Source organism: Streptomyces sp. NPDC003697 (genome assembly GCF_053587115.1).
Window position 1 is genome coordinate 124,436 of record NZ_JBSFNN010000004.1, and the last position, 21,526, is coordinate 145,961.

The following is a 21,526-nucleotide window of genomic DNA, read 5'->3' on the forward strand; positions in this document are numbered from 1 at the left end:
CACATGGCCGAACACCCTGCCTACCCCGTAGGCCTCCGCCTCCTGGGCCGCCGCGTGGTCGTCCTCGGCGGCGGCCAGGTCGCCCAGCGCCGCCTCCCGGCCCTGGTCGCGTCGGGCGCGGACGTCCTGCTGGTCTCCCCCGAGGCCACCCCCTCCGTCGAGGCCATGGCCGACGCCGGCGAGATCACCTGGGAGCGGCGCCCCTACGCCGAGGGCGACCTGGCCGAGGCCTGGTACGCCCTGATCGCCACCAGCGACCCCCGGGCCAACGCCGCCGCCTCCGCGGAGGCGGAACGCCACCGCGTGTGGTGCGTGCGCTCCGACGACGCCGACGCGGCCACCGCCTGGACCCCCGCGACCGGTCACAGCGCGGGCGTCACCGTCGCCGTCCTGACCTCGGACGCCGCGGAACGCGACCCGCGCCGCACCGCCGCCATCCGCGACGCGGTCGTCGAGGGACTGCGCGACGGCACCCTCGTCGCCCCGCACCACCGCACCCGGACCCCCGGCGTCGCCCTCGTCGGCGGCGGACCCGGCGACCCCGACCTGATCACGGTCCGCGGACGCCGCCTGCTCGCCGAGGCCGACGTCGTCATCGCCGACCGGCTCGGCCCCCGCGACCTGCTGGCCGAACTGCCGCCGCACGTCGAGGTGATCGACGCGGCGAAGATCCCCTATGGGCGCCACATGGCCCAGGAGGCCATCAACAACGCCCTCGTCGAGCACGCCAAGCAGGGCAAGTCGGTCGTCCGGCTCAAGGGTGGCGACCCCTACGTCTTCGGCCGGGGCATGGAGGAACTGCACGCGCTGGCCGAGGCGGGCATCCCCTGCACGGTCGTCCCCGGCATCTCCAGCTCCGTCTCGGTCCCCGGCGCCGCCGGCATCCCGGTCACCCACCGCGGGGTCGCCCACGAGTTCACCGTGGTCAGCGGGCACGTCGCGCCGGACGACGAGCGTTCCCTGGTCGACTGGCCGAGCCTGGCGAAGCTCACCGGCACGCTCGTGATCCTCATGGGCGTCGACAAGATCGGCAAGATCGCCGAGACGCTGGTCGCGCACGGCAGGTCCGGGGACACCCCGGTCGCCCTCGTCCAGGAGGGCACCACGGCCGCGCAGCGCCGGGTCGACGCCACCCTCGCGACGGTCGCCGAGACGGTGCGTACCGAGGAGGTGCGGCCGCCGGCCGTCATCGTCGTCGGTGAGGTGGTCCGGGTCGGCCCGGACCCCGCGTGACCCGGGCGACCTCCCCATCCGAGCCGTAGGCACCCCACCAGGACAAGGCAGTATCACCCCGTGGCCCATCCCATCACCGTCGAGGACCCCGACGACCCGCGTCTGCACGACTACACGGGCCTGACCGACGTCGAGCTCCGCCGCCGGCGCGAGCCCGCCGAGGGCCTGTTCATCGCCGAGGGCGAGAAGGTCATCCGCCGGGCCGGGGACGCCGGGTACGCCATGCGTTCCATGCTGCTGTCCGCCAAATGGGTCGACGTCATGGGTGACGTCATAGCGGCCTCCGCGGCGCCCGTGTACGTGGTCGAGCCGGACCTCGCCGAGCGCGTCACCGGCTACCACGTACACCGCGGCGCCCTCGCCTCCATGCAGCGCAGGCCGCTGCCCACGGCGGCGGAGCTGCTGGGCGGCGCCCGCCGGGTCGCCGTCATGGAGTCGGTCAACGACCACACCAACATCGGGGCCATCTTCCGCTCCGCCGCCGCCCTCGGCATGGACGCGGTCCTGCTCTCACCCGACTGCGCCGACCCCCTCTACCGGCGCAGCGTCAAGGTCTCCATGGGCGCGGTGTTCTCCGTCCCGTACGCCCGCCTCGACGTCTGGCCCCGGGGCCTGGACGCGGTCCGCGAGGCCGGGTTCACGTTGCTAGCGCTCACGCCGGACGAGCAGGCCAGAGCCCTGGACGAGGTCGCCCCGCACACCATGGACCGGGTCGCCCTGATGCTCGGCGCCGAGGGCCGGGGCCTGTCGCGCCGGGCACTGGCCGCCGCCGACACCTGGGTCCGCATCCCCATGTCCCACGGCGTCGACTCCCTCAACGTGGGCGCCGCGGCCGCCGTCGCCTTCTACGCCGTCGCGACGGGCCGTCCCCGGTCCTGACCCACGGCCCGTGGGCGCCCGGCTCCGCACGGGACGGCAGGGCCGCCGTCGCCGTCGTGGCACGTGCCACAGGCCGCGCCGGCGAGCGGGCGGGCCGGTGCGAGCGCCTTCTCCAGCTCCGGCGCTCCGTTGATCCGGTGCTGATCTGCTCGGAGAAGACCTCAGCTCAGCGCCTGGGACCAGGATGAGCAGGACGTGACGACGCGCCACCTCGTACGCCCACCCCTGTGCCGGCCGACCAAGATCAAGTGGTGAGCGTCAGCAGTTGTACCTGCTCCCCGACGCCGGTGCCCGGCAGCCTCGCCGTGCCGGGCGGCCGCGCACCTCCTTCCCGCCGGATGCGCGCCACCGCCTGCACCGCGCGTCCTGGCGGCGGACGGGCGACCTGCGCCGCGTCGGCGGCGCCGCCTGACGTGCCGGCGGCGTCTGCTCACCGTGCCCGGGGGCGTCCGCTGGACGCGCCGGTCCGCCGTCTCAGCGCTCCGGCCGGGCGGGCTGCTCCGCCGCCGGTCCGGTGCCCTCGCCCGCCGGCCGGGCGCCGTGCCTCCGCGGTCGTTCGTCGTCCCCCGACGCCGGCTGCGCCGGTACGTGTGGTGCCACCACGCGCGCCCGGACGCTCTCCGGTCCGGACCGCGCGCCGTTCCCGTCACCGCCGAGTCCCCGGGCCGGGCCCTGGCACCCCTGTGCGGCCGCGATGCCGAGCGCGACCAGCAGCGTCACCACCACGAACACGAACAGCCGCTGCCGCAGCAGACGCGGATTGGCCGGCCGCAGCCCCGTTTTCGTCGTGCGCGGCCCCGGACGCCCGGCACCGCCGCGCGGGGCCGGCCGCCCACCCCCCGGACGGGTGCCCCTGCGTGGCGCCGGAGTCGCCCGTCCCCCGCCCGTGCCGGAGGGTGCACGGCCCTCGCGTGGAGCGACCGCGCCCCGGGACGCACCGCCCCCGCGCGAGGGCACGCCACCGCGTGCGGACGGCCCGGCCCCCCGCTCCGTGGGCGTACCGGAAGCCCCCTGCGGACGCCGCCGGCCGCGCTGATCCGGGTGGCCGGCGCGGTAGTGGTCGGGATAGGTGTCCACGAGCTGCCCCGTCGGCCGGTCCGCCTCTGCGGCGCGCGGGGAGGGCGGACGCACATCGCCCATGCCCTGAGCCTCCCGCGCCGCGATCTCCTTCAGCCGCAGCGACAACTGCAGCGTGCTCGGCCGGTCCTCGGGGTCCTTGGCCAGGCAGGCGCGCACGAGCGGAGCCAGCGCGTCCGGCACACCGCGCAGCTGCGGCTCCTCGTGGACCACGCGGTACAGCATCACCTCGGAGCTGCCCTGCCCGAACGGCGAGTCGGCCGTGGACGCGTATGCCAGCGTCGCGCCCAGCGAGAAGACGTCCGTGGCCGGGGTCACGGCGGCGCCGCGCACCTGCTCCGGGGCCAGGAAGCCGGGCGAGCCGACCGCGGTGCCGACGTGCGTGAGCGTCGACGCGCCGGTGGCCCAGGCGATGCCGAAGTCGATGATCCGCGGTCCCTTGGGGGACAGCAGGATGTTGGACGGCTTCAGGTCCCGGTGCACGACCCCCGCCTCGTGCACGGCGACCAGCCCCTCGGACAGTGCGGCGCCGACCGCCGCGACCTCCGCCGCGCTCAGCGGGCCCTCGTCGGCCACCTTGTCGTGCAGGGAGGGCCCCGGAACGTACTGCGTGGCGAACCACGGCCGGTCCGCCTCCAGATCGGCGGCCACCAGCCGCGCCGTGCAGCCGCCCCTGATCCGCCGGGCCGCGGACACCTCGCGCGCGAACCGGGAGCGGAACTCCTGGTCCTCCGCCAGGTCCGGCCGGATGACCTTCAGCGCGACCCGCTGGCCCTTCCGGTCGGAGCCGAGGTAGACCACGCCCATCCCGCCCGCGCCGAGCCGTCGGTGAAGCCTGAACGAGCCGACGACGCGCGGGTCCTCGCGCCTCAGGCGCATCATCGCCATGTTCATCCCCGCTGCCCGGTCCCTGTGACGAGCCACAGCTTACGTACCCACGGCCGCCGGCGCGCAGAGGCCGCGCCCTCTCGACCCGATCGATTGTCCGTGCCCGGTGGGCGAATTGAGGCGCGGTCATCCCGTCCGCGCACCACCGGGCACGAAGCCGGCCATGATCCCAACGTCCGTCAACCGGGAGGCGATTGGCCCCGGCACGGGTGACCTCGCGGTCACGGCCGTGGACACGCGGGCGACGGTGCGCGGGCGCGGACCTGCGGCGGGCGGGGCAGCGGGGGCGGCGGTGAGGGCGCGGCGCGCGGCCGCGGCGAACGTGAGCGAAGTCACCCGGTCACGGCGTGGCGTACCGGGCCCCACGGCCACCCCCTCCGGGAACACCCCGAGACCCGGGAGCGCGTCTCCACCCAGGGGAGTAGTCCGCAGGTCACGGCTCATCCTCCGGGAGGCCCGCCAATCGGTACGAGGGCATGACGCCGGGGACTGCGCGCGCCCCTAGATTTGAGGTCAAGCGGCGGGTGCGGCACTCGTCCCCCGAGGTCAGGCACCCGTCGCTGCCCGGGACAACCGACAACGGTCAGGAGAGGGACCATGGCCCACACGGCACCGCGGACGCTGGTCCGCACGGGTGGACGCGCGGCACACACCGCCCTCCGCCCCCGCCGGCAGGGCCGCCGTCACCCCGTGGTGGCGACGCTGATGGCCCTTCCCCTGGCGGCCCTGCTCCTGCTCGTCTTCGACGGCTGGGAGACGGTGGCCACACAGGCGTCGTCCGTGGGTGTGGTGTTGGGGCGCTGAGCGGCGACCCCAGGCCCGGAAGAGCGGTCCGGGCGGGGACATCCACCCATGAAACCCCGTGGGGACGGGGGTACGGCGGACGGCAGAATGCCGGCGCAGCTGGGGAGCTGCGCCGGCATCGCCGTCCCCACGCCCACCGCCGCCGCCTCCCGCGCCCCGCCTCCCGCATCCCGCGGCCCGTCGTGCCGCTGGGGCGGCACGGGTGGGCGCGGACGGCACCCGGTCAGCGCCGGGCCGCGAAACCCACGCACGGCCGGCCCGACGCCGGTCAGCCCCCCACACCCGGACCCGCCCCACCCACGTGGCCCCAGTTCCGCGCGGATCACTTCCCGGCCCAGGCCCACCCCGCCAAGGGCGTCACCCCCGTGGAGGGCACCTCGGACCCGCGCCCGCCCGCCCCCACGTCCTCACCCCCTCCGCGAGGAGCCCGCACCCCGCCCCACCGCCACGCCGGCACCCCCGTACCCTCACCCTCAGCGCCATACCCCCTGGGAGCCCCGTGACCGCCGACCCCCTCCTGCCCCACCTCACCGCGCACGCCACCGCCGCCGCCCACCCCGCCCCCACCTCCTGCGCCTGCGGCCCCGCCGCAACCGTCACCCTCGCCGACCGCCCCGACGCCACCGTCGTCCGTCACGCCGGCACCGTCGCGAAGGCCCACGCCCCCGGCACCGACCCCGCCGAGCTGGCCCTCCGCCTTGCCACGGCCGCCCGCCTGCCCGGTGTCCTGCTGTCCCCGCTCACCCCGGCGCCGGCCCCGGTCCACGGCCGCCTCGTCACCTGCTGGCCGTACGGCACGCCCGTGGACCCCGGCGCCCCGGAGGCAGCCCCGTGGGAGGCGGCCGCCACCCTCCTCGCCCGCCTCCACCGCACCCCCGTCGGGTCCCACCGCCCCGCACCGCCCCCCATGCGGGGCCCCGCCAAGGCCGCCCACGCCCTCGCGCGCCTGCGCGCCACGGCGCCCGCCCACCCCGCCGCGGCCCCGGTCCTGCGCGCCTGGACCACCCTCCCGGCCTGGGCCCGCGCCGACGCGCCCCTCCCGGGCCCCGGCGCCCTCTGCCACGGCGACCTCCACCTCGGACAACTGGTCCGCCACCCGGCCCCCGACGGACCCTGGCTGCTCATCGACGTCGACGACCTCGGCACCGGCGTCCCCGCCTGGGACCTGGCCCGCCCGGCGGCCTGGTACGCCTGCGGCCTGCTCCCGCCGGACGAGTGGACCCGCTTCCTGACCGCCTACCGCACCGCCGGCGGCCCGGCCGTCCCCGCCGCCGGCGACCCCTGGCCCGCCCTGGACGTGCCCGCCCGCGCACTGACCGTGCAGACCGCCGCCCGGGCCGTCGCCAAGGCGGCCGGGGAGGGCCGTCCCCTGGACGAGGTGGAACAGGCCGTCGTCGACGCCTGTGGGCGAATGGGGTCCGTCCAGCGGGAGTTCGCGCGCCCTCCTACGACGTAGGGTGCAACCGACCGCCGCCGGACGGAGTCTGTCCTGGCGGCAACCGAAGCAGGACCCACCGGCGAGGAGTTGAGCCGACATGCAGTGTCCGAAGTGTCACGCGCCCATGCACACCTACAACCGCAACGGCGTCCAGATCGAGCAGTGCAGCGGGTGCCGCGGCATCTTCCTCGACTACGGCGAACTGGAGGCGCTGACCCGCGTGGAGGCCCAGTGGTCCCAGCCCGCGCCGCCCCCGTCCGCCCCGCAGGCCTACCCCGCCGCCCCCGCCTGGGGCGCCCCGCACGGCGGGCACGGTCACTACGGCGGCCACCACCGCCACAAGAGCTTCGGCCACATGCTGTTCTCCAGCTGAGCCGGGCCACGCAAAAGCCCCCGGCCGCAGGGCCGGGGGCTTCTTCGTGTGGACGATACTGGGATTGAACCAGTGACCTCTTCCGTGTCAGGGAAGCGCTCTCCCGCTGAGCTAATCGTCCTCGGGACCACCACCGCTCCGAGGAGACGGTGAGGGGTGACGCGTGCGCGATACTGGGATTGAACCAGTGACCTCTTCCGTGTCAGGGAAGCGCTCTCCCGCTGAGCTAATCGCGCCGAGGATCCGGGGATCCGGCCGGACCCGGAGGTCCAGTGGACGATACTGGGATTGAACCAGTGACCTCTTCCGTGTCAGGGAAGCGCTCTCCCGCTGAGCTAATCGTCCTTGGAGGTGGAGACGGGATTTGAACCCGTGTAGACGGCTTTGCAGGCCGTTGCCTCGCCTCTCGGCCACTCCACCAGGAGTCCAGGGGACGGGATGATCCCCTGCTTCCTTCGAGCGGACGACGAGGCTCGAACTCGCGACCTCAACCTTGGCAAGGTTGCGCTCTACCAACTGAGCTACGTCCGCCTGTCGTTTCGGGCCGCTTCCGCGTCCCGGCGACGTGTTGAACTCTAGCGGATTCCCGGGCCAGTACAAAAACGCGTTTGTGCAGCGTGCTGCGCTGTGTCCGCGCGGCGCCCCGGCCGGGTGCGCGAAGGGGCGCGACCCGGGACCACCGCGGGAGGCCGCCATAGACTCGTCAGCGTGCCCGACCTGCCTGCTCTCGCCCGCTTCGGCGACCGTCTCGCCACCGGCCTGCTCGATGTCACCGCCGACCCCGCGGCCCTCGACTCCAGCGGATTCTGGGCCGTCGCCGCGGACTACGAGGGCAGGTTGACCTGCGCCCGCTTCCGGGACGTGCGGGAGATGCCGGTGCCCGCACCGGTGCCGGGAGCGTGGCGGGGACCGGCGGCCGGCGACTGGACGTCGTCACTCGACCGCGCCGCGTACACGGCGGGCGTGCGCCGCATACGCCGGCACATCGCGGCCGGCGAGGTCTACCAGGTCAACCTCTGCCGCGTGCTCTCCGCCCCGGTCGGACCCGGAGCGGACGTGGACGCGCTGACCGCCGTGCTGGCCCGCGGCAACCCGGCCCCGTACGCGGGAACGCTCCGCCTGCCCGGACACGGGGTGGAGATCGCCACCGCGTCCCCCGAGCTCTTCCTGCGCCGCGACGGCCGGGCCGTCTCCTCCGGACCGATCAAGGGGACGGCCCGCACCGAGGCCGAGCTGCTGGACAAGGACCGTGCCGAGAACGTGATGATCGTCGACCTGGTCCGCAACGACCTCGGGCAGGTCTGCGTCACCGGCAGCGTCACCGTTCCCGACCTGTGCGCCGTCGAGAAGCACCCCGGCCTCGTCCACCTCGTCTCCACCGTGCGGGGGGAACTGCGCCCGGACGCCGGCTGGCCCGAGCTCCTCGCCGCCGCCTTCCCGGCCGGTTCGATCACCGGCGCCCCGAAGTCGAGCGCCCTGCGGATCATCGACGCGCTGGAGACCGCGCCGCGCGGGCCCTACTGCGGTGGCGTCGGCTGGGTCGACGCCGACCGGGGCGTGGGGGAGCTGGCCGTCGGCATCCGCACCTTCTGGATCGACCGGGCCGCGGGCGGGGCGGCCGTCCTGCGCTTCGGCGCCGGCGCGGGCATCACCTGGGACTCCGATCCCGAGGGGGAGTGGCGGGAGACCGAGCTGAAGGCGTCCCGCCTGCTCGCGGTAGCGTCGGGGGCGTACCAGGAAAGTGGAGGGACCCTCACGTGAAGATCTGGCTCGACGGCGGACTGCAGGACATCGCCTCCGCCCGCGTCTCCGTCCTCGATCACGGCCTGACCGTGGGCGACGGCATCTTCGAGACGGTGAAGGCGGTGGGCGGCCGGCCGTTCGCGCTCACCCGCCATCTGGACCGGCTCACCCGCTCCGCCCGCGGCCTCGGCCTGCCGGACCCCGACCACGACGAGGTCCGCCGCGCCTGTGCCGCCGTCCTGGAGGCCAACCCCGTGCCGCTGGGCCGCCTGCGGATCACGTTCACCGGCGGCCAGGGCCCGCTCGGCTCCGACCGCGGCGACCTTGGTCCCACGCTCGTGGTCGCCCTCGGCGAGAGCACCCGCCGCCCCGACTCCACCGCCGTGATCACCGTGCCGTGGACCCGCAACGAACGCGGCGCGCTCACCGGTCTGAAGACCACCTCGTACGCCGAGAACGTCGTCGCGCTCGCCCGGGCCCACGACCGGGGCGCCTCCGAGGCCCTCTTCGCCAACACGGTCGGGCAGCTGTGCGAGGGCACCGGCTCCAACGTCTTCGTCGTCCTCGACGGCGAGATCCACACCCCGCCGCTGGCCTCCGGCTGCCTCGCGGGCATCACCCGGGAACTCACCGTCGAGTGGACGGGCGCCCGGGAGAGCGACCTGCCGCTGGACGTGCTGCTGCGGGCGGAGGAGGTCTTCCTCACCTCCACCCTGCGTGACGTCCAGGCCGTGCACCGCGTCGACGACCGCGAACTGCCGGGCGCGCCGGGACCGGTGACCGCCAAGGCCATGCGCGTCTTCGCCGAGCGGGCCGGGGACGACCTGGACCCGTGACGCCCGGGGCGGCACCGTCCGCAGACGGGAAAGGGGCTGACGCGCGCCGCGGCGGAGGGTAGAAAGCCCCTGATGACCACGACCCTGCGGCCGGCCGAGCCGCTTCAGCACCACACCGACGGAACGCGCTCACGCCGTTACCAGGTGTGCGTCAACAGCCGTCCCGTCGGCACCGTCCAGCTGGCCACGCATCCCGTCTTCGGCTCCGCCGTGGCCCGGATCCTCGATCTGGGCATCGACGAGCCGGACCGCGGACGGGGCCGCGGCACGGTCGCCGCGCTCGCCGCCGAGGAGGTGGCGCGGGACTGGGGCTGCAGGCGGGTCGAGGTCACCGTGCCGGCCGGGGCCGAGGCCGCGCTGCGGCTCGCGACCGCCCTCGGCTACGTCCCGCGCAACCGCGGCATGGAGAAGCGGCTCGGCACCACCGCGCCCGCCCTGCCCGAGGGCAGCCGGGGCCGCCCCATGACGGAGGCCGAGTACGGACCGTGGCGGGAGAAGGGCAAGGCCGCCTACGCCCGCAGCTGGATCGACCGCGGCGTGCCGGAGGACGAGGCCCGCGCGAAGTCCGAGCGGGATCACGTCCGGCTCCTGCCGCAGGGCTTCGCGACGCCGGGCATGCTGCTGAGCGTGCTCGAGCACGAGGGCACCGGAGTCGGCACCCTGTGGCTGTCGGTCGCCGAGGACAAGGCCTTCGTGTTCGACGTCGAGGCCGGCGAGAGCTTCCGCGGCCGCGGCCACGGCCGCTCCCTGATGCTGCTGGCCGAGACGCAGGCGGTGGCCGCCGGCAAGGACGTCATCGGCCTGAACGTCTTCGCGGGCAACACGCCCGCCGAGCGGCTCTACACCTCGCTCGGCTACCGGACCGTGCTCCACGCGCTCTACAAGACCCTGCTCTAGTGCCGCGGCAGGCGACGTTCGCCCCGTCGCGACGCCCGGCACGCTCCCCCGAGCTCTCGGCTTCGCTCGAGCAGGGGGGACCCCCCCAAGCTCTCGGCTCCGCTCGAGCAGGGGGTACCCCCACTCGCCGCACCGGCCGAAAGCCCGGGTACATCCCGTACGGGGGCGTCCGGCCGGCACGCCGGGAGCACGCACCGGACGCCGCTCCTTGACGGGCGAACGTTGCCTGCTGCGGCGCCCACGGCGCGGGCCCGCGACGGCCGTCCGGCCCGTGCCCGGCCGGGGCGCCGGTGGGTCACCGGGCCGTCCGCCGGTCGACCCGCCTGCCGGGCCGGACGCCGGTGAGGCGCCCGGCCGTCCGCCGGTCAGCCCGCCTGCCGGGCCGGACGGACCGGCCGGCCTTCCTGCCCGGCCGGGGCGCCGGTCAGCCGCCGGACAGTCCGGCAGCCGGTCAGCGTGCCTGTCCGTTCGGGCGCCGGTCAGCCTGCCTCACCGGCCAGCAGCCGGTCGACGATCTCCTCGATGCGTCCGCGCAGCCCCTCCTGGCTCTTGCCGCCGTCGAGGCGCTCGCCGCCGACGACGTACGTCGGGGTGCCGGTGACGCCGATCGCCTTGCCCTCGGCCTGGTCGGCGTCGACGATCAGGATGTGCCGGCCGTCGACGAGGGCGGTGTCGAACTCCTCGGCGTCGAGCCCGAGTTCCCGGGCCACCTCGACGAGGAAGGCCTCGCCCCCGCGGTCCAGCTCCGTCACCCGGCCGAGCACCGCCTCCACGTACGGCCACAGCTTCCCCTGCTCCGCGGCCTCCTCGGCGGCCTGCGCCGCGGCGAAGGCGTGCTTGTGCTTCTCCAGCGGGAAGTGCCGCAGCCGCAGCTCCAGCCGGTCGCCGTAACGGGCGCGCAGGGCGCTCAGGTCGTCCAGCGCGCTGCGGCAGTCCGGGCACTGCAGTTCGCACCACACGTCGAGCACGGGGACGGGCGCGGATGCGGGGGAGGAGTCGCTCATGCGCCCAGTCTCCCAGCTCGGTCTCCCCCCGGCCGCATCGGGAGGGGCGCCGGCGGGAGGACGACCGCCGGCACCTGCGGAGGAGGCGACCCGGACATCCCCCTGATGTTCTCCCGGAGCATGGCAGCGGGAAGCGGCGCAGGTGCAGGATGGAAGGGACGAACCATTCCGACCCGGCGAGCGCCGCCTGGAGGACCGGATGATTGCCGAGACCGTCTGTTCCGCCGTCTCCGCGGCCGGCCTGGGCATCGCCGCCGTCACGGCCTACCGCAAGCGTTTCCTCACGGCGGTCCGCGTCGCGGCCTACTCCCTCGTCCCGATCGGCCTGGTGATGACGGGCGTCGTCGGCTGGGCGGCGAGCACCGCCTTCAGCCCCACGGCCTGGGCGGGCTTCGTCCTGCTCGGCGCCGCCTGGGCGCTCTTCCTGGTGACCCGTGCGGTGGAGCGCCGCCGGGGCGGCACGCGCAAGGAGCGCAGGGCGGCGGCCCGGGCCGCGCGGCAGGACGCGGTGCCGTCCGCGCCGTCGGCGCCGTCCCTGGGCGAGGGGCAGGGAGCGCGTCCGGCGGCCCGCCCGAAGGGCGCGTCCCGCGACGACGACTTCAGCGACATCGAGGCCATTCTGAAGAAGCACGGCATCTGAGGCCGGCGCCGGACCCGGGAGACGGCCGGGAGCGCCTGCGGTCCCCAAACGATCAAGACCGGACGCGTTGCGAACCGGACGTCGAGGAAACCGGCTACGTACGTTCGTCGCGGGCGTGCAGATCGCGTCCCGCCTCTCACCTGCGCCATCATCGCCCGCGAGATGGTGGACACGACACAGAGCGAGGCCGCGCCGCCCAAGGACGAGCCGCGCGGGTGCCTCTTCGCCCTATCCCAGCCACCGCTGATGATCTTCCTTGCGGTGATCGGGTGTCTGCTGCTCATGGCTTCGTTGCACGATCTGCTGTTGCTGTGAGCCGTACCGTGGGTCCTCGGCGTCACCCGCCGGGGACCACGACCACACATCGGGGCCGCCGGGCCTCAGCCCGCCGCCTCCTTGCGCCGCGCCCGGTACGCGGCCACGTGCAGCCGGTTCCCGCACGTGCGGCTGTCGCAGTACCGCCGCGAGCGGTTGCGGGAGAGGTCCACGAAGGCCCGCCGGCAGTCCGGTGCCTCGCAGCGCCGCAGCCGTTCCTGCTCGCCCGCCACCACGAAGAACGCGAGGGCCATGCCGCAGTCGGCGGCCAGGTGGTCGGCCACGGAGGCGCCGGGGGCGAAGTAGTGGACATGCCAGTCGTAGCCGTCGTGGTCGGTCAGCCGGGGCGTGGTGCCCGCGGCGGCGACCAGCTCGTTGATCACAGCCGCGGCCGCGCGGGCGTCGGGGGCCGCGAAGATCGCGGCGAACCGCCCGCGGATCCGGCGCACCGCCGACAGGTCGAATTCCGACAGCACCCCCACATCGCTCATCCTGTGCGAACGCACGAAAACCCCGAGCCCCGCCACGTCGGGCAGCCCGTCCGGCGCCGTGTCGTCCTCCGGTGCGGTGTTCACCAGGTCGACGACGGTGTCGAGCGCGCAGCGGGTGTCGTGGGTGATCAGCACGTTTCGCTCTCCCTGCCCTGGGGACCGGGCACACGCCCGCCGATGCTGGCCGATGGTAGTGGCTCCACCGTCACCCGGGCAGCGCAGTCGCACCCCCGGGACCAGCACGCGCGGTCGCCGCCCCCGTTCGGTCACAGGGCCATACGAGCACACCGGCACCGCGCCTTGCCAGGGGCGCGGTACCGGTGTGTCCCATATGCGGATGTCCTGGCCCGAGCCGTCTCCCCGAGTGGACGGCGCCGGGCAGCCTCAGGGGCCTCGAAGGGCCTTCGATTAGCTTTCCGCGAGGATGTGCGAGAGCTCCTGGTCCAGGTCGAAGTGCCGGTGCTCCGTGCCGGGGGGCACGGCGGCGTCCGTTCGCTTCAGAAAGGACTCCAGAGCCCGCGCGGGGGCCTCGAGCAGGGCCTCGCCCTCCGGCGAGCTCAGGGCGATGCACACGACGCCCTGACCATGACTGCGCGACGGCCAGACGCGGACGTCGCCGGTGCCGGTGGGACGGTGAAGGCCTTCGGCGAGGAGGTCGCGGGCGAACACCCACTCGACGGTCTCCTCGGCTCCGGTGTGGAAGGTGGCGTGCACGGCGTAGGGGTCGGCCGTGTCGTACCGCAGGCCTGCGGGGACAGGCAGGGAGGACTCGCTCGACACAACGAGGCGCAGGTGCAGCTCGCAGCTGACCGTGGTGTTCATAAGCGCCAGGGCCTTTCGCTCAGTGTGCGCTCGGGGATTCGCACGTCGGCGAAATCGACATGCCACCTACGGTGCCGTTGTAAACCCCTCTGAGGGTTTTGCGTGGCTTTACGTAACTCTTCCGGCCGAGAACCGGTTCGCCCGGTGCGTCCAATCCGGTGACCGAAATCCGTCGGGTAGTGTTCAGTTGTATGAACACGGGGAGTGACGAGCCGCTCGAGGTCGCCGTGACACGTGACAGGACGAGGACCCACGAGGCCCGCGACCGGCGCGGGCTCGGGTCCAGGGCGCCGGAATTCATCAGGTCACGCCGTGTGCTTCACCTGAGCTGGCAGGTCGGTGTCTTCGTCATCGGGCTGGCGGTCGTGGGCGCCGGCATCCTGATGCTTCCGCTGCCCGGGCCGGGCTGGGTGGTGATCTTCGGCGGCATGGCCATCTGGGCGACCGAGTTCGTCTGGGCCCAGCTCGCTCTGCGCTGGACCAAGCGCAAGGTCACCGAGGCGGCCCAGCGTGCCCTGGATCCGAAGGTGCGCCGCCGCAACATCGTCCTGGCGGTGGCCGGCATCGTGATCGCCGGGGTGCTGGCCGGCTTCTACGTGTGGGAATTCGGCTTCGAGACGCCCTGGAACATCACACACCAGTGAGCGGTGAGCAGGGACGGTACCGGCGGCCGGGCGCGGGCGGGCCCGGTGCGAGGCGTCCCCCTCCCGCGGTCCGGGGCATCCGCTGACATGCGGTAATGTTCTTCCTGCGCCCGGGCGATTAGCTCAGTGGGAGAGCGCTTCGTTCACACCGAAGAGGTCACTGGTTCGAACCCAGTATCGCCCACCCGGACACGGCGGCCCGTCTGCGATCACGCAGGCGGGCCGCCGTCGTGTGTGCCCGCCGGACCGCGCCCTCCGGACCGGCACCGGGTCCCGAGTCGCGCCGCGGCACTCCCGCGATGCCGTGTACCCGGCCGTCGTGTCCTCGCCCTCCGGACCCGTCGCCTCCCGGACCGCCGCGCCCCGGACCGCCTCGTCCCCGGGCGGCACCGGACCTCTGCGCAGCCGTGCCCGGCACGCCCACGCCGCGTCCGACCCGCTCGCGCCCGCCGCTCCCTGTCGTGCGCCGCTCACCCGCCGCACCGGCCCGGCGCGCGGACCGCACCGGCCGACATCGCCGTCGGTGCCCGGGCACGCCCGCGCAGAGGTCCGGTGCCGCTCGGCCTCCGGAGCCGGCGCGGGCGTGTGCCGCCGGGCGCGCTCGCCCGGAACGGCTCCTGAGCAGGACGCCCGGGCGAGGCCCCGGCCCGGAGACCGGCCGGAATCGTGGGAGGTGGACGGTCCGGCAGGCGGCCTGGGGCCGCGACTGCCGCGCCCGTGACTGGTGCGACGGCCCGGTACCGCGGTCGAAGTGGTTGCGGCGATCGGACGGTGACGGTCCGTTACTGGCGGGGGAGTGCCGGGGGGCGGGCCGGGAGTATCGACCGGACCGTCGCGTTCTTCGGGAAGAAGTACCCGAAGACCACGACGAAGGAGCACTTCCAGACCTATGTGTCTTTCCGGGAGAAGTTCCGGGCGCAGGCGCCGGGACGGAATTCCCGGGGCGCTATTCAAAACTCCGTCACATATCCCTGGAAGTACGACAAGAGACGTCTCCTGCCCGCCCTGGTTGATCGATGCGGGTGACGTGGGCCCGGACACCTTTGTGCGGGCGTCACCGCCGTCGGCGCCCGTGCCGGCGTCCGCGACGCCCGCACCGACGCGGACGAGGTAACCCTCCGCCGCCGGTCGCCCGCGGCGCGGCCACCGCACGGCCGGGCCCTGAACGGGCGGCCGCCGCTCGGCCGAGCCATGGATCCGCGGCCGCCGCAGCGGGCGTGGCCTGAGTCACTGTCCCCGGTGTGCGTGCGTGTACGCGGGGGAGGCGTCCGGATCCGGTGCCACACTCGGGTCCGTGGACTGGAACCGCTACCGATTCCGCAGCCTGTGGGCCCTGCCCGTGCCGCCCGCCGCCGTGTACGGGGTGCTGGAGCGGATCGAGGACTATCCGAGCTGGTGGCCGCAGGTGCGCGCGGTCGAGCGGGTCGAGGACGCGACGGCGCTGCTGCGGATCCGGTCCCTCCTCCCGTACGACCTGGTCGTCACCGCCCGCGAGGCGCGGCGCGAAGCGGACGCCGGGGTACTGGAGGTCGCGTTGTCCGGCGACCTCGACGGCTGGGCCCGCTGGACCCTCGTCCCGCACGGACCGGGCACCCTCGCCCGCTACGACCAGGTCGTCGAGGTGACCAAGCCGCTGCTCAGGCGGTTCGCCGTGCCCGGACGGCCGGTGTTCCGGCTCAACCACCGGCTGATGATGCGCTCCGGGCGGCGCGGACTCGCCGCCGGTCTCTCAGCGGTTTGAAGGAACCCGCTCGGCACCTGTATTGTTCAGTGCGTTCCCGGGCGATTAGCTCAGTGGGAGAGCGCTTCGTTCACACCGAAGAGGTCACTGGTTCGAACCCAGTATCGCCCACCGGGAAAGGGCCGGTCCGCAGCGGACCGGCCCTTCGCGTCTGTCCGCGTCATGCCTCCGCAGGGGTCACGCCACCGCCGGAAGCCCCGGGCGCAGCGGCCAGGACGTGTCCACCAGCTCCTCCGTGCCGCTGCGCGCGAACCAGGCCTGCAGGCCGCGGGCCTGCGCCGCGTGCCAGCCGGTCTGCAGCGCGTGCAGCTCGGAGGGGGTCAGGCGCTCCAGCCGGGCCGCGTAGCGGCGGCCGAGCGCGCGGACGACCTCCAGCGCCGCCAGCGCGTCCGCCGCCGCGTCGTGCGCGCCGTCCAGTGCGACGCCGTAGTGCTCGCACAAGTCGGTGAGGGTGCGACGGCCCTTGCGGTAGCGGTCGAGGTGCTTGTCGAGGACCCGCGGGTCGAGCACGCGCAGCGGGGAACCCGCCAGCCGGCGGTCCAGCGAGGAGGCGCGGTGGCGGCGCAACTCGCGGTCCAGGAGCGTGAGATCGAAGGGCGCGTTCATCACCACCAGCGGACGGCCCCGGGCGGCGTGCTCCGCCAGCTCCTCGGCTATCTCGTACATCACCGGTGCCGGCCAGCGGCCGTTGCGCTGCAGATGGTCCTCCGTCAGCCCGTGCACCGCCGTCGCCGCCTCCGGCACCGGCACACCCGGGTTCACCAGCCAGCGGCGCACCCTCGGCCGGGTGTCCGGGGCGTCCTGCACGACGACGGCGGCCGACACGATGCGGTCGGTCTCGACGTCGACGCCCGTGGTCTCCGTGTCGAACGCGGCCAGAGGCCCCTCGTACCAGTGCGTCATTCGTCCCCAACTCCTCCCGCATCCTGACAGCTGACGGTCCGTCTCCTGCCAGTTCGGTGATACCCGGGCCGTTTGCGCCGTACGCCGCGAGGAGACAACAGGAGTACGGGTCTTTGCAGTTCACGGACCCGCAGCGGGGATTTCCCTGGCGTGGAAGGCTGTTGGGTCATGGTGACGGCGCAGCCCGAGCGGGGCGGGCTGCTGCCCGAGCGTGCGGGCCCCCTTCGCGGCACACTCGCCACCACCGCCTGCATGGAGACACTGCAGGTGGGCTATCTGCACGCGGTCGCCGCGGCCGCCGGCTGCTCGCTGTCGCAGCCCTTCCCGGACAACGGCATCGACTGGCACGTCAGCCACAGCGCGCCGGGGCACACCGTCGACGACGAGGTGACCATCAAGGTGCAGCTGAAGTGCACCTACCAGCTCGCGCCCGACGCGCCGGCCCGGCTGCCGGTGCCCGGCGAGCGGCCCGCGCCCCCGTCCCCCCGGCTGGGCCGCTTCTTCTCCTTCACCCTGGACAACGACCACCTGGCGAAACTGGCCCGCACCCCGGTCTCGGTGCACAGGATCCTGGTCGTGATGATCGTGCCGCGCCTCCAGGAACAGTGGCTGCGGGCCGGCCACGACCGGCTCGACCTCAGGCACTGCTGCTACTGGATCAATCTCGCCGGCCACCCGATCACCGGCCGGCACCGCACCACCGTACGGATACCGACCTCGCGCATCTTCGACGACCGGGCGCTCTGCGAGATCATGGCGCGGGTCGGGACGGGAGGCAGACCGTGACGCACCGCCCCCTCGACGAGCCGCTGCGGCCCCACCCCGCCGACGGCCCCTGGAACCGCCGCCCCGAGCCCGCCGAGGTCGACCCCGCCGTGCTCACTGCCCTGCTGCTCCGGCACGGCTGGCAGCGGCGCGGCGGAGCAGCAGGGCTCTACGGCCGCTGGACACCGCCCGGCCCGGGCGGCGCCGGCAGGAGTCTGCTGGTGCCCGCCGGCCGCGCCTTCCCCGACTGCGACGACCTGCTCGGCGAGGCCCTCGACGCGCTCGCCCGCAGCGGCACGCCCGCCGCGCGCGAGGTGCTGGCCGCGCTCACCGTGCCCAGCGATGAGGTCCGCTGGTGGCGGGACATGCCCGGCGGGCCGGGGGAGACCTCGCCCTGGCCGGCGCAGGAGGCCCTGCGTGCCGCCGCCCGCCGGATGCTGCTGGCCGCCGCGCTCGCCGCCCGCCAGCGCGCGGGCCACCACGGCGCCCGGCACCGGCGGTCGGCCGCCGCCTCACTGGGCCGCGTCCTCGTCGGACCCGCCGCCGACGGCCGGGGTCTGACCGCCTTCGTTCCGGTCGCCGGCGGCCGGGCGCTCGCCGTGCGGCTCCACCAGGCGCTGCACGCGGCCCGGGAGGCCATCGACTTCGAGCGGGCCACCGGCGGTCTGGACGCCTTCGACGGCGCGGTGGAGGCAGGAGTCTGCCGGGAACTGACCGAGGCCCTCGTCATGCTGGTCCGCGGTGCCGAGGGCGCCCGCGTCGCCGTCGCCTGGGCGCCCGCCGCCGGAGTCCCCGAGGGCTGCGCCGTCACCGCCGAACCCGTCGAGTTCTCGCCGGGTGACCTGCCCGTGCTGCGCGCGGCGGGCGCCCGCTACCTGCGGGCGGAGCCGTCGGTGCCCGTCCACCTCACCGCGGCCGTGGTCCGGATGCACAGGACGCAGCCGCGCGGCGGGGGCACGGTGCGGCTGCGGGTGATCGCGGGCGCCGACGTGCCGTACGTCCGCGTCACGCTCGGGGAGGAGGACTACCGGATCGCCGGGCAGGCCCACCTCGCCGGCCTGCCCGTCGGCGTGCGCGGGCGGCTGGAGGGCCGGGACGGCTTCCGCCGGCTCACCCAGGCCCGTGACGTGGTCCCGGTGCAGGTGGACGACGAGGAGCGGGACCGGCTGATGAAGGCGGTGCACGAGGAACCCACGGACGTCACGGACGTCAAGGACGCGCGATGCTTCCAACAGCCGTGTCCGGGCGAGCACGATCGGTAACCGTTTCGCGGTCGGCGGCCCGGGGTCGGTACGATCGCCCTCATGCGCGCGCTCCTGGTATGGCGCCGCAGCCCACCTTCAGTCAGGAGAGACCGGTGTCAGACGTCCGTGTGATCATCCAACGCGATTCCGAGCGGGAAGAGCGCGTGGTGACGACGGGCACTACGGCCGCCGACCTCTTCGCCGGCGAGCGCTCGATCATCGCCGCGCGCGTAGGTGGCGAACTGAGGGACCTCGCGTACGAGGTGAAGGACGGCGAGACCGTCGAGGGCGTCGAGATCTCCTCCGAGGACGGCCTCAACATCCTGCGCCACTCCACCGCGCACGTGATGGCGCAGGCCGTGCAGGAGATCTTCCCCGAGGCCAAGCTGGGCATCGGCCCGCCCGTCAAGGACGGCTTCTACTACGACTTCGACGTGGACAAGCCGTTCACCCCCGAGGATCTCAAGGCCATCGAGAAGAAGATGCAGGAGATCCAGAAGCGCGGCCAGCGCTTCTCCCGCCGTGTCGTCACCGAGGAGGCCGCCCGCGAGGAGCTCGCGGACGAGCCGTACAAGCTGGAGCTGATCGGCCTCAAGGGCTCCGCGTCCAGCGAGGACGGCGCGGACGTCGAGGTCGGCGCCGGCGAGCTGACGATCTACGACAACCTCGACGCCAAGACCGGCGAGCTGTGCTGGAAGGATCTCTGCCGCGGCCCCCACCTGCCCTCCACCCGGCTGATCCCGGCGTTCAAGCTGATGCGGAACGCGGCCGCCTACTGGCGCGGCAGCGAGAAGAACCCGATGCTCCAGCGCATCTACGGCACCGCCTGGCCGTCCAAGGACGAGCTGAAGCAGCACCTGGAGTTCCTCGCCGAGGCGGAGAAGCGAGACCACCGCAAGCTCGGCAACGAGCTCGACCTGTTCTCCATCCCGGAGCAGATCGGCTCCGGCCTCGCCGTCTTCCACCCCAGGGGCGGCATCGTCCGCCGCGTGATGGAGGACTACTCGCGGCGCCGCCACGAGGAGGAGGGCTACGAGTTCGTCTACACCCCGCACGCGACGAAGGGGAAGCTCTTCGAGACCTCGGGCCACCTGGACTGGTACGCCGACGGCATGTACCCGCCCATGCAGCTCGACGAGGGCGTGGACTACTACCTCAAGCCCATGAACTGCCCGATGCACAACCTGATCTTCGACGCGCGCGGCCGCTCGTACCGCGAACTGCCGCTGCGCCTGTTCGAGTTCGGGACCGTGTACCGGTACGAGAAGTCGGGCGTCGTGCACGGCCTGACCCGGGCCCGGGGCTTCACTCAGGACGACGCGCACATCTACTGCACCCGCGAGCAGATGGCCGACGAGCTCGACAAGACGCTCACCTTCGTGCTCAACCTGCTCCGCGACTACGGTCTGACCGACTTCTACCTGGAGCTGTCCACCAAGGACCCGGAGAAGTTCGTCGGTTCGGACGAGGCGTGGGAGGAGGCCACGAAGGCCCTGCGCCAGGTCGCCGAGAAGCAGGGCCTGCCGCTGGTCCCGGACCCGGGCGGCGCGGCTTTCTACGGCCCGAAGATCTCCGTGCAGGCCAAGGACGCCATCGGCCGCACCTGGCAGATGTCCACGGTCCAGCTGGACTTCAACCTGCCCGAGCGATTCAACCTCGAGTACACGGCCGCCGACGGCAGCAAGCAGCGCCCGGTCATGATCCACCGCGCGCTCTTCGGCTCCATCGAGCGCTTCTTCGCCGTGCTCCTGGAGCACTACGCGGGTGCCTTCCCGGCATGGCTCGCCCCCGTCCAGGCGATCGGTATCCCGATCGGCGACGCGCACGTCGAGTACCTGCAGGAGTTCGCCGCGGCCGCGAAGAGGAGGGGCCTGCGCGTCGAGGTGGACTCCTCCTCGGACCGCATGCAGAAGAAGATCCGCAACGCCCAGAAGCAGAAGGTGCCGTTCATGGTGATCGCGGGCGACGAGGACATGGCGAACAACGCCGTCTCCTTCCGCTACCGCGACGGCTCCCAGGAGAACGGCATCCCGTTCGACGAGGCCATCGCCAAGATCGCGCGGGTCGTCGAGGAGCGCACGCAGGTCTGACCCCTCCGCGTCGACTCGGCCCACGGGCCCTCGGGAGCACGTCCCCCGAGGGCCCGTGCCGTTTCCGCGGCCCTCGCACACGGCGGGACCCGCCGACGCCATATGCTGCCTGGTATGACGAGTGAGCCGGAGCAGCAGATCGGAGTGGGGACGCAGGACGCGTTCCAGCGCCTGTGGACGCCCCACCGGATGGCCTACATCCAGGGCGAGAACAAGCCGACGGGCCCCGGGTCCGGCGACGGCTGTCCCTTCTGCTCCATCCCGGCCGGCACCGACGAGGACGGTCTGATCGTCCGGCGGGGCGAGCAGGTGTACGCCGTGCTCAACCTGTACCCGTACAACGGCGGCCACCTGATGACGGTGCCCTACCGCCACGTCGCCGACTACACCGAGCTGACCGACGCGGAGACCGCCGAGCTCGCCGAGCTGACCAAGCAGGCGATGCGGGCACTGCGGACCGCCTCCGGCGCCCACGGGTTCAACATCGGCATGAACCAGGGCTCGGTGGCCGGCGCGGGTATCGCCGCCCACCTCCACCAGCATGTCGTGCCCCGCTGGGGCGGCGACACGAACTTCATGCCGGTGGTCGGCCACACGAAGGTGCTGCCGCAGCTGCTGGCCGACACCCGCAAGATGCTGGCGGAGGCCTGGCCGACGGCGTGAGGCGCGAGCCGGGCCCGCGCCCGCCGACCCGGCCCG

At 73.9% G+C, this 21,526-nt stretch carries 21 protein-coding genes and 7 tRNA genes; 18 read left to right on the top strand and 10 right to left on the bottom strand.

The features are described from left to right. The first annotated feature begins 3 nt into the window (after positions 1 to 3). Both cobA and ACWDNY_RS02895 read left to right on the top strand, forming a co-directional pair. Positions 4 to 1,233 carry a uroporphyrinogen-III C-methyltransferase gene (gene cobA / locus ACWDNY_RS02890; protein WP_451643916.1) on the top strand — a complete coding sequence of 410 codons (1,230 nt, stop codon included), beginning with the start codon at positions 4 to 6 and terminating at the stop codon, positions 1,231 to 1,233. A gap of 60 nt (positions 1,234 to 1,293) precedes the next feature. Continuing rightward, complete coding sequence (locus tag ACWDNY_RS02895; protein ID WP_451643917.1) at positions 1,294 to 2,112, top strand: TrmH family RNA methyltransferase; 819 nt, start codon at positions 1,294 to 1,296, stop codon at positions 2,110 to 2,112. A 474-nt stretch (positions 2,113 to 2,586) separates the two neighbouring features. Here the strand turns inward: ACWDNY_RS02895 and ACWDNY_RS02900 are convergent, their stop codons facing one another. Further along, on the bottom strand, positions 2,587 to 4,083 hold the full coding sequence (locus tag ACWDNY_RS02900) for a serine/threonine-protein kinase (RefSeq protein ID WP_451643918.1): 1,497 nt from the start codon (positions 4,081 to 4,083) through the stop codon (positions 2,587 to 2,589). 591 nt (positions 4,084 to 4,674) lie between these two features. On the opposite strand from ACWDNY_RS02900, the gene ACWDNY_RS02905 reads away from it, so the two are divergent. The 3 genes from ACWDNY_RS02905 to ACWDNY_RS02915 all read left to right on the top strand — a co-directional run bounded on the left by ACWDNY_RS02905 (position 4,675) and on the right by ACWDNY_RS02915 (position 6,692). Further along, the gene (locus ACWDNY_RS02905) at positions 4,675 to 4,881 is read left to right on the top strand and encodes a hypothetical protein (protein ID WP_451643919.1); all 207 of its coding nucleotides are present in this window, start codon (positions 4,675 to 4,677) and stop codon (positions 4,879 to 4,881) included. Between the two features lie 499 nt (positions 4,882 to 5,380). Further along, positions 5,381 to 6,337 (top strand): phosphotransferase family protein, encoded by a 957-nt coding sequence (locus ACWDNY_RS02910; RefSeq protein WP_451643920.1) that lies wholly within the window; start codon positions 5,381 to 5,383, stop codon positions 6,335 to 6,337. A 79-nt stretch (positions 6,338 to 6,416) separates the two neighbouring features. Continuing rightward, positions 6,417 to 6,692 carry a TFIIB-type zinc ribbon-containing protein gene (locus ACWDNY_RS02915; RefSeq protein WP_451643921.1) on the top strand — a complete coding sequence of 92 codons (276 nt, stop codon included), beginning with the start codon at positions 6,417 to 6,419 and terminating at the stop codon, positions 6,690 to 6,692. 49 nt (positions 6,693 to 6,741) lie between these two features. Here the strand turns inward: ACWDNY_RS02915 and ACWDNY_RS02920 are convergent. From ACWDNY_RS02920 to ACWDNY_RS02940, 5 genes are all read right to left on the bottom strand, one after another. Continuing rightward, positions 6,742 to 6,813, bottom strand: a tRNA-Val gene (locus ACWDNY_RS02920). Positions 6,814 to 6,856: 43 nt separating this feature from the next. Further along, positions 6,857 to 6,928 (bottom strand) — tRNA-Val (locus ACWDNY_RS02925). A gap of 37 nt (positions 6,929 to 6,965) precedes the next feature. Further along, a tRNA-Val gene (locus ACWDNY_RS02930) sits at positions 6,966 to 7,037 on the bottom strand. Position 7,038: 1 nt separating this feature from the next. Then, positions 7,039 to 7,112: transfer RNA gene (locus tag ACWDNY_RS02935), tRNA-Cys, on the bottom strand. Positions 7,113 to 7,150: 38 nt separating this feature from the next. Continuing rightward, positions 7,151 to 7,223: transfer RNA gene (locus ACWDNY_RS02940), tRNA-Gly, on the bottom strand. 177 nt (positions 7,224 to 7,400) lie between these two features. Between ACWDNY_RS02940 and ACWDNY_RS02945 the strand changes: the two genes are divergently transcribed. The 3 genes from ACWDNY_RS02945 (at position 7,401) to ACWDNY_RS02955 (ending at position 10,168) form a co-directional block, all read left to right on the top strand. After that, positions 7,401 to 8,453 carry a chorismate-binding protein gene (locus ACWDNY_RS02945; RefSeq protein ID WP_451643922.1) on the top strand — a complete coding sequence of 351 codons (1,053 nt, stop codon included), beginning with the start codon at positions 7,401 to 7,403 and terminating at the stop codon, positions 8,451 to 8,453. Then, a complete protein-coding gene (locus ACWDNY_RS02950; protein ID WP_451643923.1) occupies positions 8,450 to 9,271 on the top strand; it encodes an aminotransferase class IV in 822 nt (273 codons plus the stop codon). Before ACWDNY_RS02945 ends, ACWDNY_RS02950 begins: the two co-directional genes overlap by 4 nt. A 72-nt stretch (positions 9,272 to 9,343) precedes the next feature. Beyond that, positions 9,344 to 10,168, top strand: a complete 825-nt coding sequence (locus ACWDNY_RS02955; RefSeq protein WP_451643924.1) for a GNAT family N-acetyltransferase — start codon at positions 9,344 to 9,346, stop codon at positions 10,166 to 10,168. A 479-nt stretch (positions 10,169 to 10,647) separates the two neighbouring features. Here the strand turns inward: ACWDNY_RS02955 and ACWDNY_RS02960 are convergent, their stop codons facing one another. Continuing rightward, positions 10,648 to 11,172 (bottom strand): DsbA family protein, encoded by a 525-nt coding sequence (locus tag ACWDNY_RS02960; RefSeq protein ID WP_451643925.1) that lies wholly within the window; start codon positions 11,170 to 11,172, stop codon positions 10,648 to 10,650. Between the two features lie 199 nt (positions 11,173 to 11,371). On the opposite strand from ACWDNY_RS02960, the gene ACWDNY_RS02965 reads away from it, so the two are divergent. Both ACWDNY_RS02965 and ACWDNY_RS02970 read left to right on the top strand, forming a co-directional pair. Continuing rightward, on the top strand, positions 11,372 to 11,812 hold the full coding sequence (locus tag ACWDNY_RS02965; RefSeq protein WP_451643926.1) for a hypothetical protein: 441 nt from the start codon (positions 11,372 to 11,374) through the stop codon (positions 11,810 to 11,812). A gap of 162 nt (positions 11,813 to 11,974) precedes the next feature. Further along, positions 11,975 to 12,127 (top strand): hypothetical protein, encoded by a 153-nt coding sequence (locus ACWDNY_RS02970; protein ID WP_356185338.1) that lies wholly within the window; start codon positions 11,975 to 11,977, stop codon positions 12,125 to 12,127. A 65-nt stretch (positions 12,128 to 12,192) separates the two neighbouring features. Here ACWDNY_RS02970 and ACWDNY_RS02975 read toward each other — a convergent pair whose 3' ends face one another. Together ACWDNY_RS02975 and ACWDNY_RS02980 are read right to left on the bottom strand one after the other, a co-directional pair. Continuing rightward, positions 12,193 to 12,753: a CGNR zinc finger domain-containing protein gene (locus tag ACWDNY_RS02975; RefSeq protein WP_451643927.1), complete on the bottom strand. Its 561-nt coding sequence runs from the start codon at positions 12,751 to 12,753 to the stop codon at positions 12,193 to 12,195. Positions 12,754 to 13,026: 273 nt separating this feature from the next. Then, positions 13,027 to 13,440 carry an SsgA family sporulation/cell division regulator gene (locus ACWDNY_RS02980; RefSeq protein ID WP_004002642.1) on the bottom strand — a complete coding sequence of 138 codons (414 nt, stop codon included), beginning with the start codon at positions 13,438 to 13,440 and terminating at the stop codon, positions 13,027 to 13,029. Positions 13,441 to 13,631: 191 nt separating this feature from the next. Between ACWDNY_RS02980 and ACWDNY_RS02985 the strand changes: the two genes are divergently transcribed. From ACWDNY_RS02985 to ACWDNY_RS03000, 4 genes are all read left to right on the top strand, one after another. Next, positions 13,632 to 14,084: a TIGR02611 family protein gene (locus tag ACWDNY_RS02985; protein ID WP_451643928.1), complete on the top strand. Its 453-nt coding sequence runs from the start codon at positions 13,632 to 13,634 to the stop codon at positions 14,082 to 14,084. Between the two features lie 112 nt (positions 14,085 to 14,196). Then, positions 14,197 to 14,268, top strand: a tRNA-Val gene (locus ACWDNY_RS02990). Between the two features lie 1,110 nt (positions 14,269 to 15,378). Then, a complete protein-coding gene (locus ACWDNY_RS02995) occupies positions 15,379 to 15,825 on the top strand; it encodes an SRPBCC family protein (RefSeq protein WP_451643929.1) in 447 nt (148 codons plus the stop codon). A 39-nt stretch (positions 15,826 to 15,864) separates the two neighbouring features. After that, positions 15,865 to 15,936, top strand: a tRNA-Val gene (locus ACWDNY_RS03000). Between the two features lie 66 nt (positions 15,937 to 16,002). Here ACWDNY_RS03000 and ACWDNY_RS03005 read toward each other — a convergent pair. Continuing rightward, positions 16,003 to 16,728, bottom strand: a complete 726-nt coding sequence (locus tag ACWDNY_RS03005) for an exonuclease domain-containing protein (protein ID WP_451643930.1) — start codon at positions 16,726 to 16,728, stop codon at positions 16,003 to 16,005. 168 nt (positions 16,729 to 16,896) lie between these two features. Here ACWDNY_RS03005 and ACWDNY_RS03010 point away from each other — a divergent pair, with 168 nt between their 5' ends. The 4 genes from ACWDNY_RS03010 to ACWDNY_RS03025 all read left to right on the top strand — a co-directional run bounded on the left by ACWDNY_RS03010 (position 16,897) and on the right by ACWDNY_RS03025 (position 21,490). Next, a complete protein-coding gene (locus ACWDNY_RS03010; protein ID WP_451643931.1) occupies positions 16,897 to 17,514 on the top strand; it encodes a DUF4365 domain-containing protein in 618 nt (205 codons plus the stop codon). Beyond that, the gene (locus ACWDNY_RS03015) at positions 17,511 to 18,755 is read left to right on the top strand and encodes a hypothetical protein (RefSeq protein ID WP_451643932.1); all 1,245 of its coding nucleotides are present in this window, start codon (positions 17,511 to 17,513) and stop codon (positions 18,753 to 18,755) included. Before ACWDNY_RS03010 ends, ACWDNY_RS03015 begins: the two co-directional genes overlap by 4 nt. Positions 18,756 to 18,850: 95 nt before the next feature. Then, positions 18,851 to 20,827: a threonine--tRNA ligase gene (gene thrS, locus ACWDNY_RS03020; protein ID WP_451643933.1), complete on the top strand. Its 1,977-nt coding sequence runs from the start codon at positions 18,851 to 18,853 to the stop codon at positions 20,825 to 20,827. Between the two features lie 102 nt (positions 20,828 to 20,929). Further along, positions 20,930 to 21,490: an HIT family protein gene (locus ACWDNY_RS03025; protein WP_451643934.1), complete on the top strand. Its 561-nt coding sequence runs from the start codon at positions 20,930 to 20,932 to the stop codon at positions 21,488 to 21,490. The last annotated feature ends 36 nt before the right edge of the window (positions 21,491 to 21,526 follow it).

Bases quoted from the DNA above. Each gene is read 5' to 3' on its own strand.
- ACWDNY_RS02965 (WP_451643926.1), top strand. From the start codon at position 11,372: ATGATTGCCGAGACCGTCTGTTCCGCCGTCTCCGCGGCCGGCCTGGGC.
- ACWDNY_RS02985 (WP_451643928.1), top strand. From the start codon at position 13,632: ATGAACACGGGGAGTGACGAGCCGCTCGAGGTCGCCGTGACACGTGAC.
- cobA (WP_451643916.1), top strand. From the start codon at position 4: ATGGCCGAACACCCTGCCTACCCCGTAGGCCTCCGCCTCCTGGGCCGC.
- ACWDNY_RS02915 (WP_451643921.1), top strand. From the start codon at position 6,417: ATGCAGTGTCCGAAGTGTCACGCGCCCATGCACACCTACAACCGCAAC.
- ACWDNY_RS03010 (WP_451643931.1), top strand. From the start codon at position 16,897: ATGGTGACGGCGCAGCCCGAGCGGGGCGGGCTGCTGCCCGAGCGTGCG.
- ACWDNY_RS02905 (WP_451643919.1), top strand. From the start codon at position 4,675: ATGGCCCACACGGCACCGCGGACGCTGGTCCGCACGGGTGGACGCGCG.
- ACWDNY_RS03005 (WP_451643930.1), bottom strand. From the start codon at position 16,728: ATGACGCACTGGTACGAGGGGCCTCTGGCCGCGTTCGACACGGAGACC.
- ACWDNY_RS02970 (WP_356185338.1), top strand. From the start codon at position 11,975: ATGGTGGACACGACACAGAGCGAGGCCGCGCCGCCCAAGGACGAGCCG.
- ACWDNY_RS03025 (WP_451643934.1), top strand. From the start codon at position 20,930: ATGCTGCCTGGTATGACGAGTGAGCCGGAGCAGCAGATCGGAGTGGGG.
- ACWDNY_RS02960 (WP_451643925.1), bottom strand. From the start codon at position 11,172: ATGAGCGACTCCTCCCCCGCATCCGCGCCCGTCCCCGTGCTCGACGTG.
- ACWDNY_RS02900 (WP_451643918.1), bottom strand. From the start codon at position 4,083: ATGAACATGGCGATGATGCGCCTGAGGCGCGAGGACCCGCGCGTCGTC.
- ACWDNY_RS02980 (WP_004002642.1), bottom strand. From the start codon at position 13,440: ATGAACACCACGGTCAGCTGCGAGCTGCACCTGCGCCTCGTTGTGTCG.
- ACWDNY_RS02955 (WP_451643924.1), top strand. From the start codon at position 9,344: ATGACCACGACCCTGCGGCCGGCCGAGCCGCTTCAGCACCACACCGAC.